The sequence below is a fragment of the Providencia sp. 2024EL-00732 genome (assembly GCF_044006275.1).
Classification (GTDB): Bacteria; Pseudomonadota; Gammaproteobacteria; order Enterobacterales; family Enterobacteriaceae; genus Providencia; species Providencia huashanensis.
Genome location: NZ_JBIPDG010000001.1, coordinates 247,814 through 262,741, shown reverse-complemented (window position 1 = coordinate 262,741; position 14,928 = coordinate 247,814). Strand labels below are relative to the sequence as shown.

At 40.1% G+C, this 14,928-nt stretch carries 14 protein-coding genes; 8 read left to right on the top strand and 6 right to left on the bottom strand.

Features of this window, described 5'->3' with window-relative positions:
- Nucleotides 1–170 precede the first annotated feature (170 nt).
- Entirely contained in the window at nt 171–2,213 is a 2,043-nt protein-coding gene (locus tag ACHB7C_RS01145) for a choline transporter (RefSeq protein WP_042844202.1), read from the top strand.
- Nucleotides 2,214–2,267: 54 nt separating this feature from the next.
- Here ACHB7C_RS01145 and ACHB7C_RS01140 read toward each other — a convergent pair whose 3' ends face one another.
- A complete protein-coding gene (locus ACHB7C_RS01140) occupies nt 2,268–2,624 on the bottom strand; it encodes a hypothetical protein (protein ID WP_272677871.1) in 357 nt (118 codons plus the stop codon).
- A gap of 502 nt (nt 2,625–3,126) precedes the next feature.
- On the opposite strand from ACHB7C_RS01140, the gene ACHB7C_RS01135 reads away from it, so the two are divergent.
- Nucleotides 3,127–4,047 carry a chitinase gene (locus ACHB7C_RS01135; RefSeq protein WP_129465796.1) on the top strand — a complete coding sequence of 307 codons (921 nt, stop codon included), beginning with the start codon at nt 3,127–3,129 and terminating at the stop codon, nt 4,045–4,047.
- Between the two features lie 20 nt (nt 4,048–4,067).
- On the opposite strand, the gene kdgR is transcribed toward ACHB7C_RS01135, so the two are convergent.
- Nucleotides 4,068–4,847 (bottom strand): DNA-binding transcriptional regulator KdgR, encoded by a 780-nt coding sequence (kdgR, locus tag ACHB7C_RS01130; protein WP_198861303.1) that lies wholly within the window; start codon nt 4,845–4,847, stop codon nt 4,068–4,070.
- Between the two features lie 226 nt (nt 4,848–5,073).
- Between kdgR and ACHB7C_RS01125 the strand changes: the two genes are divergently transcribed.
- From ACHB7C_RS01125 to ACHB7C_RS01115, 3 genes are all read left to right on the top strand, one after another.
- Nucleotides 5,074–6,027, top strand: coding sequence for a sugar kinase (locus tag ACHB7C_RS01125; protein ID WP_042844206.1), 954 nt, complete (start codon nt 5,074–5,076; stop codon nt 6,025–6,027).
- A gap of 2 nt (nt 6,028–6,029) precedes the next feature.
- On the top strand, nt 6,030–6,647 hold the full coding sequence (locus ACHB7C_RS01120) for a bifunctional 4-hydroxy-2-oxoglutarate aldolase/2-dehydro-3-deoxy-phosphogluconate aldolase (RefSeq protein WP_131679929.1): 618 nt from the start codon (nt 6,030–6,032) through the stop codon (nt 6,645–6,647).
- A 194-nt stretch (nt 6,648–6,841) separates the two neighbouring features.
- Entirely contained in the window at nt 6,842–7,291 is a 450-nt protein-coding gene (locus ACHB7C_RS01115) for a GNAT family N-acetyltransferase (RefSeq protein WP_166686061.1), read from the top strand.
- 146 nt (nt 7,292–7,437) lie between these two features.
- Here ACHB7C_RS01115 and ACHB7C_RS01110 read toward each other — a convergent pair whose 3' ends face one another.
- Nucleotides 7,438–7,731 (bottom strand): chaperone modulator CbpM, encoded by a 294-nt coding sequence (locus ACHB7C_RS01110; protein WP_042844210.1) that lies wholly within the window; start codon nt 7,729–7,731, stop codon nt 7,438–7,440.
- Entirely contained in the window at nt 7,731–8,672 is a 942-nt protein-coding gene (cbpA, locus tag ACHB7C_RS01105; protein ID WP_071548837.1) for a curved DNA-binding protein, read from the bottom strand. The genes ACHB7C_RS01110 and cbpA overlap by 1 nt, the downstream gene beginning before the upstream one ends.
- 259 nt (nt 8,673–8,931) lie before the next feature.
- Between cbpA and ACHB7C_RS01100 the strand changes: the two genes are divergently transcribed.
- Nucleotides 8,932–9,378, top strand: coding sequence for a GNAT family N-acetyltransferase (locus ACHB7C_RS01100; protein WP_272677869.1), 447 nt, complete (start codon nt 8,932–8,934; stop codon nt 9,376–9,378).
- 137 nt (nt 9,379–9,515) lie between these two features.
- Nucleotides 9,516–10,235 carry a DNA-binding protein gene (locus tag ACHB7C_RS01095; protein WP_187550470.1) on the top strand — a complete coding sequence of 240 codons (720 nt, stop codon included), beginning with the start codon at nt 9,516–9,518 and terminating at the stop codon, nt 10,233–10,235.
- Between the two features lie 422 nt (nt 10,236–10,657).
- Here the strand turns inward: ACHB7C_RS01095 and ACHB7C_RS01090 are convergent, their stop codons facing one another.
- Both ACHB7C_RS01090 and ACHB7C_RS01085 read right to left on the bottom strand, forming a co-directional pair.
- A complete protein-coding gene (locus tag ACHB7C_RS01090) occupies nt 10,658–11,371 on the bottom strand; it encodes an RNA polymerase sigma factor FliA (RefSeq protein WP_042844212.1) in 714 nt (237 codons plus the stop codon).
- Between the two features lie 449 nt (nt 11,372–11,820).
- Nucleotides 11,821–13,107 (bottom strand): FliC/FljB family flagellin, encoded by a 1,287-nt coding sequence (locus ACHB7C_RS01085; protein ID WP_226693701.1) that lies wholly within the window; start codon nt 13,105–13,107, stop codon nt 11,821–11,823.
- A 366-nt stretch (nt 13,108–13,473) separates the two neighbouring features.
- Here ACHB7C_RS01085 and fliD point away from each other — a divergent pair, with 366 nt between their 5' ends.
- The gene (fliD, locus tag ACHB7C_RS01080; RefSeq protein ID WP_042844215.1) at nt 13,474–14,910 is read left to right on the top strand and encodes a flagellar filament capping protein FliD; all 1,437 of its coding nucleotides are present in this window, start codon (nt 13,474–13,476) and stop codon (nt 14,908–14,910) included.
- Nucleotides 14,911–14,928: the final 18 nt, after the last annotated feature.

Here is a 14,928-nt window from a genome sequence, read left to right as displayed (position 1 = left end):
AACGTTTTTTTAATTGAATGTTCAATCAATATTCTCTATTGTATTTTACAATTAATTCACAATATATGCAGGAGGGATATGGAGGAAAACCAAATTCACACTAATTAATCAATTAGTTAGAGTGAAAAGTAATTTTAACCTGTTAAATAAATAAAAATGTGGAACTGCCGATGACAACTCAACATAGTTCGAAAAATCAGCAGAAAGACAAATTAAATTCTGTGGTTTTTTTCACTTCCGCTGGTCTTATTCTAGCGTTTTCTTTTTTTACAATTCTGATGACCGAAACAGCAAATCAGTGGATCGTCGCCACCTTAGGTTGGGTATCAAAAACCTTTGGTTGGTATTACCTATTAGCGGCAACCTTGTACATTGTTTTTGTTATTTTTATTGCAACATCACGCTTTGGGAATATCAAACTCGGTCCTGAGCAATCCAAACCTGAATTTAGCGTTCTTAGCTGGTCTGCAATGCTATTCGCTGCGGGGATTGGTATTGATTTAATGTTTTTCTCTGTAGCTGAACCCGTCACTCAATATATGCTTCCGCCAACAGGCGATGGAGAAACCTTAGAAGCAGCCCGTCAGTCGATGGTGTGGACACTATTCCACTATGGCCTAACGGGCTGGTCTATGTATGCATTAATGGGTATAGCTTTAGGGTACTTTAGCTATCGTTATAATTTACCTCTGACCATTCGGTCTGCACTTTACCCTATTTTTGGTAAACGCATTGAGGGGCCTATCGGCCATACCGTTGATATTGCTGCAGTACTGGGGACTATCTTTGGTATCGCAACGACACTTGGTATTGGGGTAGTACAACTCAATTATGGGCTAAAAGTGTTGTTTGACTTACCGCAAGGCTTAACGGTACAAACTGGCTTGATCTTTCTATCCGTTGTCATGGCGGTGATTTCAGCGACCTCAGGGGTTAATAAGGGTATCCGTATACTCTCCGAGCTCAATGTGCTTCTAGCTTTAGGCTTGATTTTATTCATATTATTTGTCGGTGATACTGAGTTCTTGCTCAATGCGTTAGTGCTCAATGTAGGGGATTACGTCAACCGCTTTATGGGGATGACACTCAATAGCTTCGCATTTGACCGCCCAACTGATTGGATGAATAGCTGGACATTGTTCTTCTGGGCTTGGTGGGTGGCATGGTCGCCATTCGTTGGGTTATTCCTCGCCCGCATCTCTCGTGGCCGAACGATCCGTCAATTTGTGATTGGTACTTTAATTATTCCTTTTGTTTTCACTTTATTGTGGCTATCCATTTTCGGAAATAGTGCTTTATATGAAATCATTCATGGCAATAGTGAGTTAGCACAAACTGTACTCGAAGCCCCTGAAAAAGGGTTTTATTCCCTACTTGAGCTCTATCCTGGCTTTGGTTTAACCGCCTCAATCGCCACCATCACAGGGTTACTTTTTTATGTTACTTCTGCGGATTCCGGCTCATTAGTATTAGGGAATTTCACCTCGAAACTCAGTGATATCAATAATGATGCACCTAATTGGTTGCGTATATTTTGGTCCGTCGCGATTGGCTTACTAACTCTAGGAATGCTAATGACTGATGGAGTTGCTGCCTTACAAAATACCACGGTGATCATGGGGCTACCTTTTAGCTTCGTCATTTTCTTCATTATGGCAGGGTTATATAAGTCATTAAAAGTCGAAGATTTTAGGCGCGTTAGCTCATTAAACACCAATGCACCCGCACCACTGTATGGCAATGGTACCCTCAATTGGAAACAACGTTTAGGCCGTGTGATGAACTTCCCCGGTACGACTTATACGCAACGGATGCTTGATTTAGTTTGTATCCCTGCGATGCAAGAAGTGGCGAAAGAGTTATCTTTAAGGGGAGCAAAAGTGGAGTTTAATACGATGCCACCAATTGCAGATGAACGGTTAGAACATTTAGAGCTGACCGTTGACCTTGATGATGAACAAAGCTTTATCTATCAAGTCTGGCCGCAACGCTATTCTGTTCCTGGCTTTACTTATCGCGCCCGCTCGGGGAAATCCCATTATTACCGTTTAGAAACCTTCTTATGGGAGGGTTCCCAAGGGAATGATTTAATGGATTATACCAAAGAGCAGGTAATTAGCGATATTCTCGACCAATATGAAAAACATATGAATTTCATTCACTTAAGCCGTGAAGCTCCAGGAGCAACATTGACTTTCCCTGAATCAAGTTAACTTAAAATCAATAAGGGAGCCTATTGCTCCCTTATTTCTCAGTAAACCTGCTTATCAGTAGCGCCCCGCTTGCTCCAACATTTTCTTCATTTGTTGTCGGTCATTCACCCAAGGCCTAGAGTTTGGGCACCCTGCTCCCGTAGGGTTGGCATCACAAGCATTAAACTGATGTAGTATTGAATTTTCATCCGCATTACGTTGGTCTAATAAAGCTTGATAACTTTGTTCCTCTGCTGGAAGTTTCTTCTTGGGATCAAAGACAAACTTTTGTTGTGCCTGTAATTTTTTAGCACCTTGGTAGTCTTGATTAAACTCGCGATCAGCGGGTGATTTTTCTTTAAAGGTAAAATCGCTGGCAAAGCCGTAAGTAGTGAAACTAAGAAAAATAGCAAAAATAATCTTTTTAAACATATGAATATCCTACTGTGCCTGTAAGTCAGTATTATATAACGCAGAATTATCACATCCAAAAACGATTAAAATAAAATATAATAAAATCTTATTATTCAATATGTTAATTATAATAAAACATCAAATCAATTGATTGATATAGATACTATTAGTAATGAACTATTAGCATGACATTAATCATGCATCAGAAATATAAATACAGTTCATCTTAATCATAACCATTTGTTTTTAAATAATTAACACTCACATGAAAGACCAATGGCGTGATGATATTAAATAAGCCAATATGCAAAAAAGGCTAACTACCGTCATTCAAATTAGCCAAATAATTTGTATCGAATTACCTCCATTATCATGATCATAATAGAACTGTAACTTATCAGATTACTAATAATTTTTAGTCTTGTTCCTAAGCCTATTTTCTATAAAAGTGACTTTGCCCTATTAGTTAGTATTGGGCACCAATTTCACTTTATCTAACTCATTAGACTAGGAATATACAATGAATAAAACCTATTTTGGTCCTTATATCGATGTCAGTGTCGATGCCACTTGGAACGATTGGCAAAACTACCCTGATGGCAGGCCAAATGCTAAATACAGCCAAGCTGCAATCCAATATGGGGTTGATATACTTTACCTTGGTTTTTTAACTGCGGACCGAAATAGACAAGCGGCATGGTCCGCCCAACCCACAATGCCAATAAGCTGGGCTAAACCCTTGTGTGACGAACTTATTGCTGGCGGGGTAAAAATTGCAGTGTCATTCGGAGGAGCCGCTAATCAAGATGTCTCATTGGTACAGACACAAGAAGAACTGATCAAAACCTATCAAGAAGCTATCGATAAACTAAACGCATCGCATATAGATTTAGACTTCGAAAATGGCCTCTATGATGCTGATAATGCATTTTCTGCTTTAAAAGTGATTGTCGACAATAACCCAAAAATCACCTTGAGCCTAACCCTACCCACCCTACCGACAGGGTTAACAAATACTGGATTAGCATTAGTGAAAAAATCTGTAGAAGCAGGTTTGGTCATGAAAGTTAATGGAATGGCAATGGATTATTATGACCCAAACATCATTAGCTTGGGCGATGCCGCTATCAAGGCTGCCATCAGTATTAAAAACCAATTAAAACCTTTCTACCCATCGGTAGAAGATAAGGAAATGTATAATTACGTTCAAATTACCCCGATGATTGGCCTAAATGATGACCATGCTATGTTCAGTTTCCATGATGCCGACATTCTAAGCGAATTCGCAAAAAAAATAGGTTTGAACCTCGTGTCGATGTGGAGCTTAACCCGTGACCGTCCTGGTAATAAACCCTACCCAGAAGCAACAAGCTCAGGTAACCCAGAACAAACCTATGATTTTCAATATACAGAACTATTTACTCAAAAACTTAACTCATAGATAACCCGTTATCACCAATATTATAGGTATTGGTGATAACCCATTTTTTCTGAAATATTGCGCCCCGCCGTTTTTAGTAATTCAACATAATCATCAATACATTGTTCATCAAAGCGGATCGTTGGAAATGAAATGGATAGCCCTGCAATCACATGCCCTAACCGGTCATATACTGGGACAGCGATACAACGTAAACCAAGCTCTTGTTCTTCCCTATCCTGCGCATAATGACATTCGCGAACAGTGGCTAATTCCGCCAGCAAATCATCCAACGTTAAAATCGTGGTATTGGTTTTTTTGGTAAATAATTCATCTTTTAATGCACAGCGAATAGCGTCTTCACTTTGCCAAGCCAATAAAATTTTACCTATCGCGGTACAATACAACGGGTTACGGCGACCGACCCGTGAATACATACGTAAATTATAACTAGAATCTATTTTGTGAATATAAATGATAGCGTCTTCATCTAATGCGCCTAAATGCACGGCCTCATTGGTGAGTCGGCCAATCTGGCGCATTTCTTTATCTGCAATTTCAATCAGGTCAACGTACTCGAGGGATTTCGCCCCTAATTCGAAAAGCTTCAATGTCAGTGAGTATTTATCTGCCTCACCTTCTTGCTCCACATACCCCAGCTGTTTCATGGTTTGTAAGAAACGAAATGTTGTCGCTTTTGACATCAGCAAACGCTGGGAAAGCTCCGATACACCGATTTCCTTTTGTTCACCAAGAGCGCTAAGTATGCTAAATACTTTGACTACAGCTGAAACGGCGTCCGTTTGAGTCGTCTTATCCATTGCTTTTCCATCATCCAATTCAATTGATAGCGATATTATAGCGAAACCAGCCAATACCACTCTAGGCTAAATAGCATAATAGGCAGGTCACAGAAAAACAAGAACAGTGATTCAATATTTTTAAAACAGCGTTTCATTTTTATTTGAAGTTATGAATAAAATGAGTTTTAATAGCTCTATCAGGTCAGTATTAGTTTACTAAGTCGTAATCGCGCAGGTGGTAAATATGAGTACACATCCGCAAGTTGCCGTCATTGGCGAATGCATGGTTGAATTACAAAAATCGGGTGAGCTTTACAGCCAAACTTTTGGTGGGGACACGCTAAATACCGCGTTATACCTCTCACGTTTAACTCAGAAACACGGAGTGACAACCCGATATATTACTGGTTTAGGGAAAGACCCATTTAGCCAACAAATGCTTACCCGCTGGCAGCAAGAAGGGATCAATACCGATGATGTGTTTATTTCTGATACACGGTTACCGGGTATGTATTTAATTGAAACCGCCCCCAATGGTGAACGCCGTTTTTTCTACTGGCGTGATAACGCAGCAGCAAAATTTTGGTTAGATGAAAATAGCAAAGCACACACACAGCAACAGCTTAATGCACAACAATTCATCTATTTAAGTGGCATTAGTTTAGCTATTTTACCTGACGCCACACGCCAATTGTTATTAGAAATTTTACAGCAAGCCAAACAGCATGGCGCAAAAATTGTATTTGATAATAACTACCGCCCAGCTCTTTGGCCTTCAAAACAAGCGGCACAGCAAGCTTACCAGCAAATTTTAAGCCTAACCGATATCGCTTTTTTGACCTTTGATGACGAACAATTGCTATACGGTGACAATCACGAAACCGATGCAATTCTTCGCACTCAACAATATGGCGTTAATGAAATCGTGATAAAACGCGGGGCTGATGCTTGTTTTGTGGTTATTGATAACCAACGCTTTGAAATTCCTGCAAATAAAATTAGCCATGTTGTTGATACAACTGCCGCAGGGGATTCCTTTAGTGCCGGCTACCTAGCTTGCCGCATTTTAGGTGGCAGCCCTTGCGATGCGGCAAAAACAGGTCATTTACTGGCTGGAAGCGTCATCCAACACCGGGGAGCGATTATTCCATCCGAGGCCATGCCAACCATTACTTTAGCCCCCATAGAAAAGGTTTAATCATGAATCAATTAATTGAAAAAATTAAGCAGCTGAAAGTTGTCCCTGTGATCACCATTAACCACGCAGAACATGGGGCGCCACTAGCTAAAGTGTTGGTGGAAAATGGCCTACCGTGCGCAGAAGTCACTTTCCGCACCCCAGCCGCGGTACAAGCTATCAAAAACATGCGCGCTGCCTACCCTGAGTTGCTGATCGCAGCAGGTACCGTATTAACCACACAGCAAGTTGACCAAGCCATTGAAGCAGGCGTGGACTTTATTGTCAGCCCAGGCTTTAACCCGAAAATTGTTGCCTACTGCCAACAAAAAAATGTGATTATCATTCCGGGCGTCAATAACCCAAGCTTGGTAGAGCAAGCCCTTGAGTTTAACCTCACCACCTTAAAATTCTTCCCTGCAGAAGCCTCTGGTGGGGTTGCGATGCTCAAAGCACTCGGCGCCGTTTACCCTGTTAAATTTATGCCAACAGGTGGTATCGGTATGAAAAATATTAAAGAATACACCGCATTACCGTCTGTATTAGTGTGCGGCGGTTCGTGGATGGTACCAAATGCATTAATTGACAGTGAAAACTGGGATGAACTTGCAAAATTAGTTGCTGAAGCAGCAAGTCTCTAATTAAAAAATAAAATCTCGTTGTCGTTATGTTGCCCTTGCCTAATGGTAAGGGTATTTTTTTGGCTATTACATATAAAAGCCATTAAACCAAGTCATTACTTTTATTTAATACCCATTTATTTCCCATAAAAACAGGAAAGTTTAGCTATTTAAAGCTAAACCTATAAGAATACATTTTATTATAGGGAATAAAGATGAGTACTATCGCTAATAACCTGACTTATAAAGTTAATGCGGCAATTTCCGTTGATAATTTTCGTTCGCTGATTAAGCAATCTCCACTAAATTCAATTGTCCCTACTGATGATACAAAACAACTTAGAAGCATGATAGAAAATGCCAATTTGTTAATTAGCGTTTGGTTAGACCAACGATTTATTGCTTATATTCGGGCCATAACTGATTTTAGTTTCTGCTGTTATATATCTGAAATGATAATCCACAATGACTACCAAAATAACGGGATTGGGACACAGTTAATTCAAATGATAGCAACTGAGCTTCCAACGAAATGCAGTATTATTTTCCTTTCTACTGAAGAGACTCAAGACTATTATCTCAAACAAGGGTTTAACCCCTTTACTCTTGCATGGCATACCCGAGTTCAAGACTTGTTAGATAAACAAAATATTAGCACCCCATAAAATGGGGCGGCTCATTATCATGATGAATCAATAAACAGCGTTTAATCAAGAGCTAAAATACTCACATAAATAACCACCACAAGCCTAATTTCACTGAACAAGGCTTATGGTGGTTAGTGACTAACTCATTGACAACACTAACTAAGCTAACCAATAAAACGCTGCAACTGTAAACGCAACATCTCATTTTCGCGCCGTAGCCTTTCATTTTGGTCCATCAGGCTCATTGCCATTGCGATGCCCGGCCAGTCAATCTCTAATTCATGATAAAGGCGTACCGCCCTTCTCACGACCACCACGGCTTGGTCGTCAAATAACCATTCATCTCTAATTTCAATAGGTTGTACAATCCCAAGCCCGACGATTTCCTGTAATTCATCTTCAGCAATCCCCGTATGAAAGCAGAAATCAATAACGGTTAATGTAGTTAACTGTTCCATTATTTACCTCCCCAATTTTTACGTGGGTCAAAATGCGTTTGAGCCTCCGCCAACTTCTGCCACAATGCTTTCGATTCCGCATCATTACTATCGGGCATTACAATTTTTATAATGGCGTATAAATCCCCTGCACTATCTTTATGTTTCAGCCCTTTACCTTTAAGTCGCAATTTTTGCCCCGCTTGGCTATTGGCGGGAACCGTAATAACAATCGGGTCCTTTAAGGTTGGTATAGTAACTTTAGTTCCGAGCGCCGCCTCCCAAGGGGCTAATGGCACAACCACTTCTAGGTCATAGCCTTTAATATCGAATAAGGGGTGTGGCGCAATACGGATGGTTATCCATAAGTCACCATTTTCACCGCCATTTTCTCCCGCGGTCCCTTGCCCTTTTAAGCGAATGCGTTGCCCATCAATTACCCCCGCAGGGATGGTCACATTGAGTGTTTTAGGGATTTCATTTTCGATAAAACCAAAAGCGTTGTAGACCGGTAAGTTATAACTGATAGTGCGTTTATGTGACTCTTGGCTTTCTTCAAGGAAAACGGCTAATTCAACCTCTAAGTCATGGCCACGATGGCTGCGTGCTTGCCTTGTACTGCCGCCACGTGCGCGTTGGGAAAACATCGATGAAAAAATATCATCAAAGCCCCCCGCATCAAACCCTTGTTGGGAATAGCCTTGGCTTTGTTGACCTTGGTGCCTTTGATTAAAATAAGGGTCATTTCGATGTTCCCACATTTCATCGTATTCGGCGCGTTTTTCTTTGTCACTTAATACCGCCCACGCTTCTGCTATCTCCTTAAAGCGGGCTTCGGCATCCGATTCTTTACTGACGTCGGGGTGATATTTTCGCGCTAAACGGCGATACGCGGTCTTAATGGTTTTTAAATCATCGGTGCGTTTTACACCCATGATGCTGTAATAATCCTTTAGTTCCATAGTCATATCTCGTTCACTTATCTGTTGAATAGAATTCATATGGTGTTTAGCTTTACTGCTTAAATGGGCTAAACATAACGACTTACCTTGAATTTAACTTAAGACATTTATATGGCAATTGGAATAGTAGAACAATGATAAATATTAAATATATTGGCAAATAATGAAGATGCAAATCGATAACATCCCACAAAAACAGGAAATTTTCGCTATTTAGAGCTAAACCTATAAGAGAGCTCACGTCTTGCAAGGGGAATTTATGGATGCCATCGCCAACCGATTGACCTATAAAATGAATTTTGCCATTAACATTGAGGATTTTATTCGCTTAATCCATCAGTCATCATTTAAAGAAACCGTACCTACCGATAACCTAACCAAATTAGATGCAATGCTAAATAATGCGGACTTATTAATTAGTGCATGGGATGAAGAGCAAGTTGTGGGTTTTGTAAGAGCGGTCACCGATTTTAGTTCTTGCTGCTATATCTGTGAGCTTACCATAGATACCAATTATCAAAAGCACGGTATCGACCGTCATTTAATGCGCCTTGCCGCTGAAGAACTGCCTTCTGAATGCAACCTTTTATTTTTTTCGACCGACAGTAACCTCACCGAGTACCTAAGACTGGGGTTTACTCAATCCCCAAGAGCGTGGCACACCACGGCAGAGAATTTTTTGGCTAAATTAATAGAAGGGGAATGATAAATAGACTATCTACATAGCCTTTCTTTTGCGTCGAGATCAGTAAATAGCGTATAATATTTCACTTATGTCACCTAGCCGCCTGTGTGGCGTAGTGAGTTTGCGATAGCGCGTACACCTTTTAGTCAGGATGCAATATGTATTATTTTTTAGCTGTCTTACTCCTTATCTTTAGTATTATCCTTTTAAGAATACGCGCCGTTAAAGCAGCAAATAAAAGCCAAGTTATTCCTTTTAAAACCTTTAGAGAATATGAAGGCATTGATGATTATGAAAAAGCGGTAAAACATGCTGTTTATGCCATATCGAAATGCCACACAGTCATGGATAAAATGAAATGTTATTTTGACCTGCGCGTTTTATCCTACGCTTTATATTCCGATTACGAACATGAAGAGAATATGGTCACCGCCCTTGAAGGACTACTGACTCAAAAATTCACATTTACGTATTCTTCTTTTATTATCCCCTACCCTGAACCCGTTGAAGAAACTGCCTTAGCGCGCTTTTATTTGACTCAAACACGAGCCCATTGCCCCCAAAATATTTGGGATTACCTGCTTGATGCTTCTGTCATGACCAATGAAGAAATTGACGCCATCAATACCCTCGAAAGTGCCCTTGAAGTACATCATACGTTAATGGGAACGATATTATATGATGAAAAAATAGGCTGTTATTTTGATGAGGACTACACTAAACCCGCAATTTACGATAATGATGTGTATACCGTGACTGAAGCACAATTAAACCAATGGTTAGATGAGGAGCTGGATTTGATGGCTTTTTATTGTGAGTCACTTTTAAAAGTGTGCATCGAATATATCAAAAAAGAGAATGGCATTATTCGCGTTTAGCTGCGAGATAACACAAAAATAAGCCGCAAGTCACCAAGGTGTTTTAAAAAATAGATTTATTTAACTCCAATGTATTAGCTAATTCATTAGCTAATACAGAAAACACTAAAAAAGTCAGTTTTCATTTAGGGTTTATAAAATTCCCCGATGCGGATGCCCTAAATAATTTGGATTGTGGTAGAAAACCAGTGAGGATATCTCGGGGAGCATACACAAGTATCGAAAACTCAGGGAATATCTAAAAAAACAGTTTCAATTTAGGGTTTATTAAAAATTCACCCGATGCGGATGCTCTAAATAATTTGTGTTGTGGGTAGAAGACCAGTGAGGATATCTCGGGGAGCATACACAAGTATGTGACCCGAGTAGCCGAGCGCAGTCGACACCCCCACAATGCGAAGTATGACGAGCATCGAGGCGCATCACTTAAGGCGACCACGGAGTCGTTTCACGGCCTGACTATGAAGTTGACTCACCCTAGACTCCCCCACATCCAACACCGCACCAATCTCTTTCAAATTCAGTTCTTCTTGGTAATACAGCGTTAGCACCATTTTCTCACGCTCAGGCAATTGCTCAATAGCCGCTGCAATTTGGTCGCGTAAACTGGAATCCAATAACAAACTCAATGGGTTGCCACCATCATCTTCATCCATTTGCGGCTCACAGCTTTCCCCGTGAACCTCATGCCACTCATCATAAGAAAACAACTGGCTATTATTCGTATCTAATAATGCTTGACGATACTCCGCAAGGTCGATATTCAGTGCTTTGGCGATTTCCGGCTCGGTAGCACTGCGCCCTAACGATTGCTCCAACGCACCAATAGCTTTGGTCATTTCACGCGCTTGGCGGCGCACACTACGCGGCACCCAATCACGGCTACGCAGCTCATCGAGCATCGAACCTCGAATACGTTGCACCGCATAGGTGGCAAACGACGCCCCTTGGGTAACATCGAAACGTTCCAATGCATGCAATAAACCAATGCCCCCCGCTTGAATTAAGTCGTCAATATCAACACTGGCAGGTAGTCTGACTTGCAGTTTCAGGGCTTCATGGCGTATTAGAGGGTAATAACGCTCCCATAGGCTATTTTTATTGATCACACCTTCGGCAGTATACAAATCACTCACAACCTGAATCACCCTTCAAGCTTTATAAAAGGTACTCATTATCAGTGTTGGATTTGAATTCAATCCGTAGAGTAAGGCAATAAATAGGGCTTTATTTGCCTTATCCTAAATAGGTCAAATTTGAATGATTACAATGTTAATTATTGTTTTAACACAATTTTTAGGGAATTTTACTGGTAATACAAGTGAGAGTGGTGGTTTTGTTGAGAAGCAATTTTTGAACCATTTTTAGCTTTTGGTGTTTTGGCTTTAAAAACATGTTTCTTTAGCCTATATAGTTCGTGCTATAGCTAGGCGGCAAATAAGTTTTACCGATGAGCGTACATAAGCACTTGATTCGGATGAACTTATGAAGCCAACAACGCTATGGTGCGAAATATGAAAGCTAATATGACGGGCATGAAAAAGGCCAGCAATGCTGGCCTTCAATATCATCCACCAATTACGAATTAACGTAACAGACTTAAAACACCTTGTGGAACTTGGTTAGCTTGTGCTAACACTGCAGTACCTGCTTGTTGCAGGATTTGACCACGGCTCATGTTAGAAACTTCAGTTGCGAAGTCAGCATCTTGAATACGGCTACGTGCTGCGCTCAGGTTGTTAACAGAGTTGTTCAGGTTGTTGATGGTAGATTGCATACGGTTTTGCACCGCACCTAAAGAAGAACGGAATGAGTCAACTTGTTTCAGAGCTTCATCAATTGCCGCTAATGGGGCATCATTGATTGTCATATTATTTTTCTCAGCACCATCAGCAACTTTAGCATCTGCTACTTTACCTGTTGCATCGAAATCACTTGTAGTTACTTCATAAAATTTACCATCTTTTTTCAGTAAATATGTATCTTTAACTACTTCTCCTGTAGTTGAATCAATCATTTTGAATAATTCTTCTCCAGAGTTTAATTTTGCTACTCCAGTGCCTTCAACAGCTTTAGTGATTTCCAAATCACTTGCATCACCACCTTTCTTAGTAGTACCTAATGTACTATCATCACCTGATGTTGGCGTTGTGATCTTACCCGTTGCTGGATCAAAGTCTCCTTTTTCTACGCTATAGAACTTACCATCAGCTTCAAGAATAAATTTATTCTCGTCAGATGTATCCTTAAATAATTTTTGAGTACTCTCCAAATCTACTTTTACTGCTGCAGTACCACCTAGACCACCTAATTTTTCAACTTTATCACCAACAACTCCATGCTTAGAAAGGTCTAAATCAGAGATTTTTAATACATCACTATCAATTTTTTTCAAATCAATACCAATAGTTTCACTATCATTAGCACCCACTTGAATTTTCATTGTAGAATCACTTTGCAATACTTTTACGCCGTTAAACTGAGTTTGTTCAGAGATACGGTTAATTTCCTTCATTCGTAAATTAACTTCATCTTGAATAGATTTTGCATCTGATTCTGAGTTAGTCCCGTTACGCGCCTGTACAGTCAACTCACGAATGCGTTGTAAGTTATCGTTGATTTCGTTAACTGCACCTTCCGCTGTTTGTGCGATAGAGATACCGTCGTTGGCATTACGTGCTGCTTGGGTTAAACCTTTCACGTTTGCAGTGAAACGGTTAGCGATCGCTTGGCCTGCTGCATCGTCTTTTGCGCTGTTGATGCGTGAACCGGAAGATAAACGCTCAATCGCAGTACCCAGTACGCCTTGTGAACGGTTTAAGTTGTTCTGAGTGGTCAGAGACAAAATGTTAGTGTTGATAACTTGTGCCATGATGTGATCCTTATTATTCAAATTAATGCGTTAAGCCAAAATGCTTAACTTGATGAATTTCGTCAGCAACTAGGTTATCGGCTACAAAAAAGTCCCCTTTAGGCTTTTTAGTGAAAATTTTTCTTCTCACGAGCAGAAATGGCTTTATAACCCGCTTTTTAGCCCTTAATTTTTTAGCAAACAAATTTTTTTTATTAATTTTCTTATTATTTAATTCCAATAGTAATAATTACCTACTTTTATCTTCTCAGTTCTTGCCATCACTCTTTTTCAGAATAGTCTAAAATTTTGCTCCATTTCGCCGATAACAGTCTAAATAGTTTTTATATTCAAGATTTATGTCGCCGACATAGCGTAGGAGAAAACATGGCAGGAATATCTACACTCGGTATCGGGTCAAACTTAGATTTAAATGTGCAAATGGATCAACTCGAAGCGATGGAACGCCGTCGTTTGGAACCACTGACGACACAAAAAGCCAGCTATGACGCACAAATCAGTGCCTTTGGTAAAATGCAATCGTCCTTAGAAAAACTAAAGAAAGCTGCGGAAGACTTAAAGAAATACGGCGATATCAGTACCACCAAAGTCAATGGCGAATATAAAGCCTTTGATGTGAAAACTGACGGTAAAGCCGTGGCAGGTGTACATGATGTTACCGTAGAACGTTTAGCAAAAGCACAAACTATCGCCACTAAAGGTCAAAAAGATAATAAAGAATTACTCGGTAACGGTGCTAAAGAACGTACTATTACCATCACCCAACCATCACAAAAAGAAGATAAAGATAAAATCGTTATCAAACTGGATAACGAACACACTTCACTGATTGAAATTGCAGACGCCATCAATAAAACCGATAAAGGCGTTTCGGCATCGGTTATTAAAGACAAAGACAATATCTACCACCTTGTCGTGACCTCTAAAAAAGAAGGCAGTGAAAACCGTATTAGCATCAATGTGGAAGGCGATGACAAACTAGCTGACATCCTGAATGTTGAGTCTGTGATAGATGAGAATGGGGTTGTCACCTTAAAAAATGCCGATACCATTGGTATGGAGCAAAAAGTTCCACCACAAACCGCATTACTGGAAATTGATGGTTTCAAATTAGAGTCACAAACCAATGAAGCCAAAGATTTATTTCCTGGTTTAACCTTAACGCTAAAAAAAGAAAGCGAAGACGGTAAAGCCGACCATCTGATTGTTTCGGAAGATATCGAACCCGCCAAAGGTAAAATTAAAGCGTGGGTGGATGCCTATAATGAATTCCAAACTTTAGCGAAAGAACTCACCAAATATACCCCTACAGAAAAAGGCACAGCACCGGATAAAAGCAACGGACCATTAATTGGTGATTCCACTTTACGCATGATCCAAAGCACCTTACGCACCCAAGTTCGCATGCCACAAGCCAGTGGAGACATCGATACTCTAAGCAAAATGGGGATTAAGCAAAAGCTGGATGGTACCTTAGAAATCGATAATAAAGTGCTGGATAAAGTCCTCAAAGAAAACCCATCGAGCGTCAAAGTATTTTTTGCTGGAGACGGTAAAGAAACTGGTTTTGGGACAGAAAACTTTAACTACTTAAAAGATACTTTAGACAGCAAAGAAGGCACGTTACACAACGCTACCGATGGTATTCAAAAGAAAAAGAAAAGCTTAGACAAACGTATTGAGCAAACTAATAAACAAATCGAAAACACCATGGACATGTACCGTCGTCAATTCCAAAACCTCGACAAAATGATGACGTCACTTAACAGCACCAGTAATTCATTAGGCCGATTATTAGGCTAATACTTTTAGGTTAAAAAC

Bases quoted from the DNA above. Each gene is read 5' to 3' on its own strand.
- ACHB7C_RS01120 (WP_131679929.1), top strand. From the start codon at position 6,030: ATGAATCAATTAATTGAAAAAATTAAGCAGCTGAAAGTTGTCCCTGTG.
- ACHB7C_RS01145 (WP_042844202.1), top strand. From the start codon at position 171: ATGACAACTCAACATAGTTCGAAAAATCAGCAGAAAGACAAATTAAAT.
- ACHB7C_RS01085 (WP_226693701.1), bottom strand. From the start codon at position 13,107: ATGGCACAAGTTATCAACACTAACATTTTGTCTCTGACCACTCAGAAC.
- kdgR (WP_198861303.1), bottom strand. From the start codon at position 4,847: ATGGATAAGACGACTCAAACGGACGCCGTTTCAGCTGTAGTCAAAGTA.
- ACHB7C_RS01140 (WP_272677871.1), bottom strand. From the start codon at position 2,624: ATGTTTAAAAAGATTATTTTTGCTATTTTTCTTAGTTTCACTACTTAC.
- ACHB7C_RS01135 (WP_129465796.1), top strand. From the start codon at position 3,127: ATGAATAAAACCTATTTTGGTCCTTATATCGATGTCAGTGTCGATGCC.
- ACHB7C_RS01100 (WP_272677869.1), top strand. From the start codon at position 8,932: ATGGATGCCATCGCCAACCGATTGACCTATAAAATGAATTTTGCCATT.
- ACHB7C_RS01125 (WP_042844206.1), top strand. From the start codon at position 5,074: ATGAGTACACATCCGCAAGTTGCCGTCATTGGCGAATGCATGGTTGAA.
- fliD (WP_042844215.1), top strand. From the start codon at position 13,474: ATGGCAGGAATATCTACACTCGGTATCGGGTCAAACTTAGATTTAAAT.
- ACHB7C_RS01115 (WP_166686061.1), top strand. From the start codon at position 6,842: ATGAGTACTATCGCTAATAACCTGACTTATAAAGTTAATGCGGCAATT.
- cbpA (WP_071548837.1), bottom strand. From the start codon at position 8,672: ATGGAACTAAAGGATTATTACAGCATCATGGGTGTAAAACGCACCGAT.
- ACHB7C_RS01110 (WP_042844210.1), bottom strand. From the start codon at position 7,731: ATGGAACAGTTAACTACATTAACCGTTATTGATTTCTGCTTTCATACG.
- ACHB7C_RS01095 (WP_187550470.1), top strand. From the start codon at position 9,516: ATGTATTATTTTTTAGCTGTCTTACTCCTTATCTTTAGTATTATCCTT.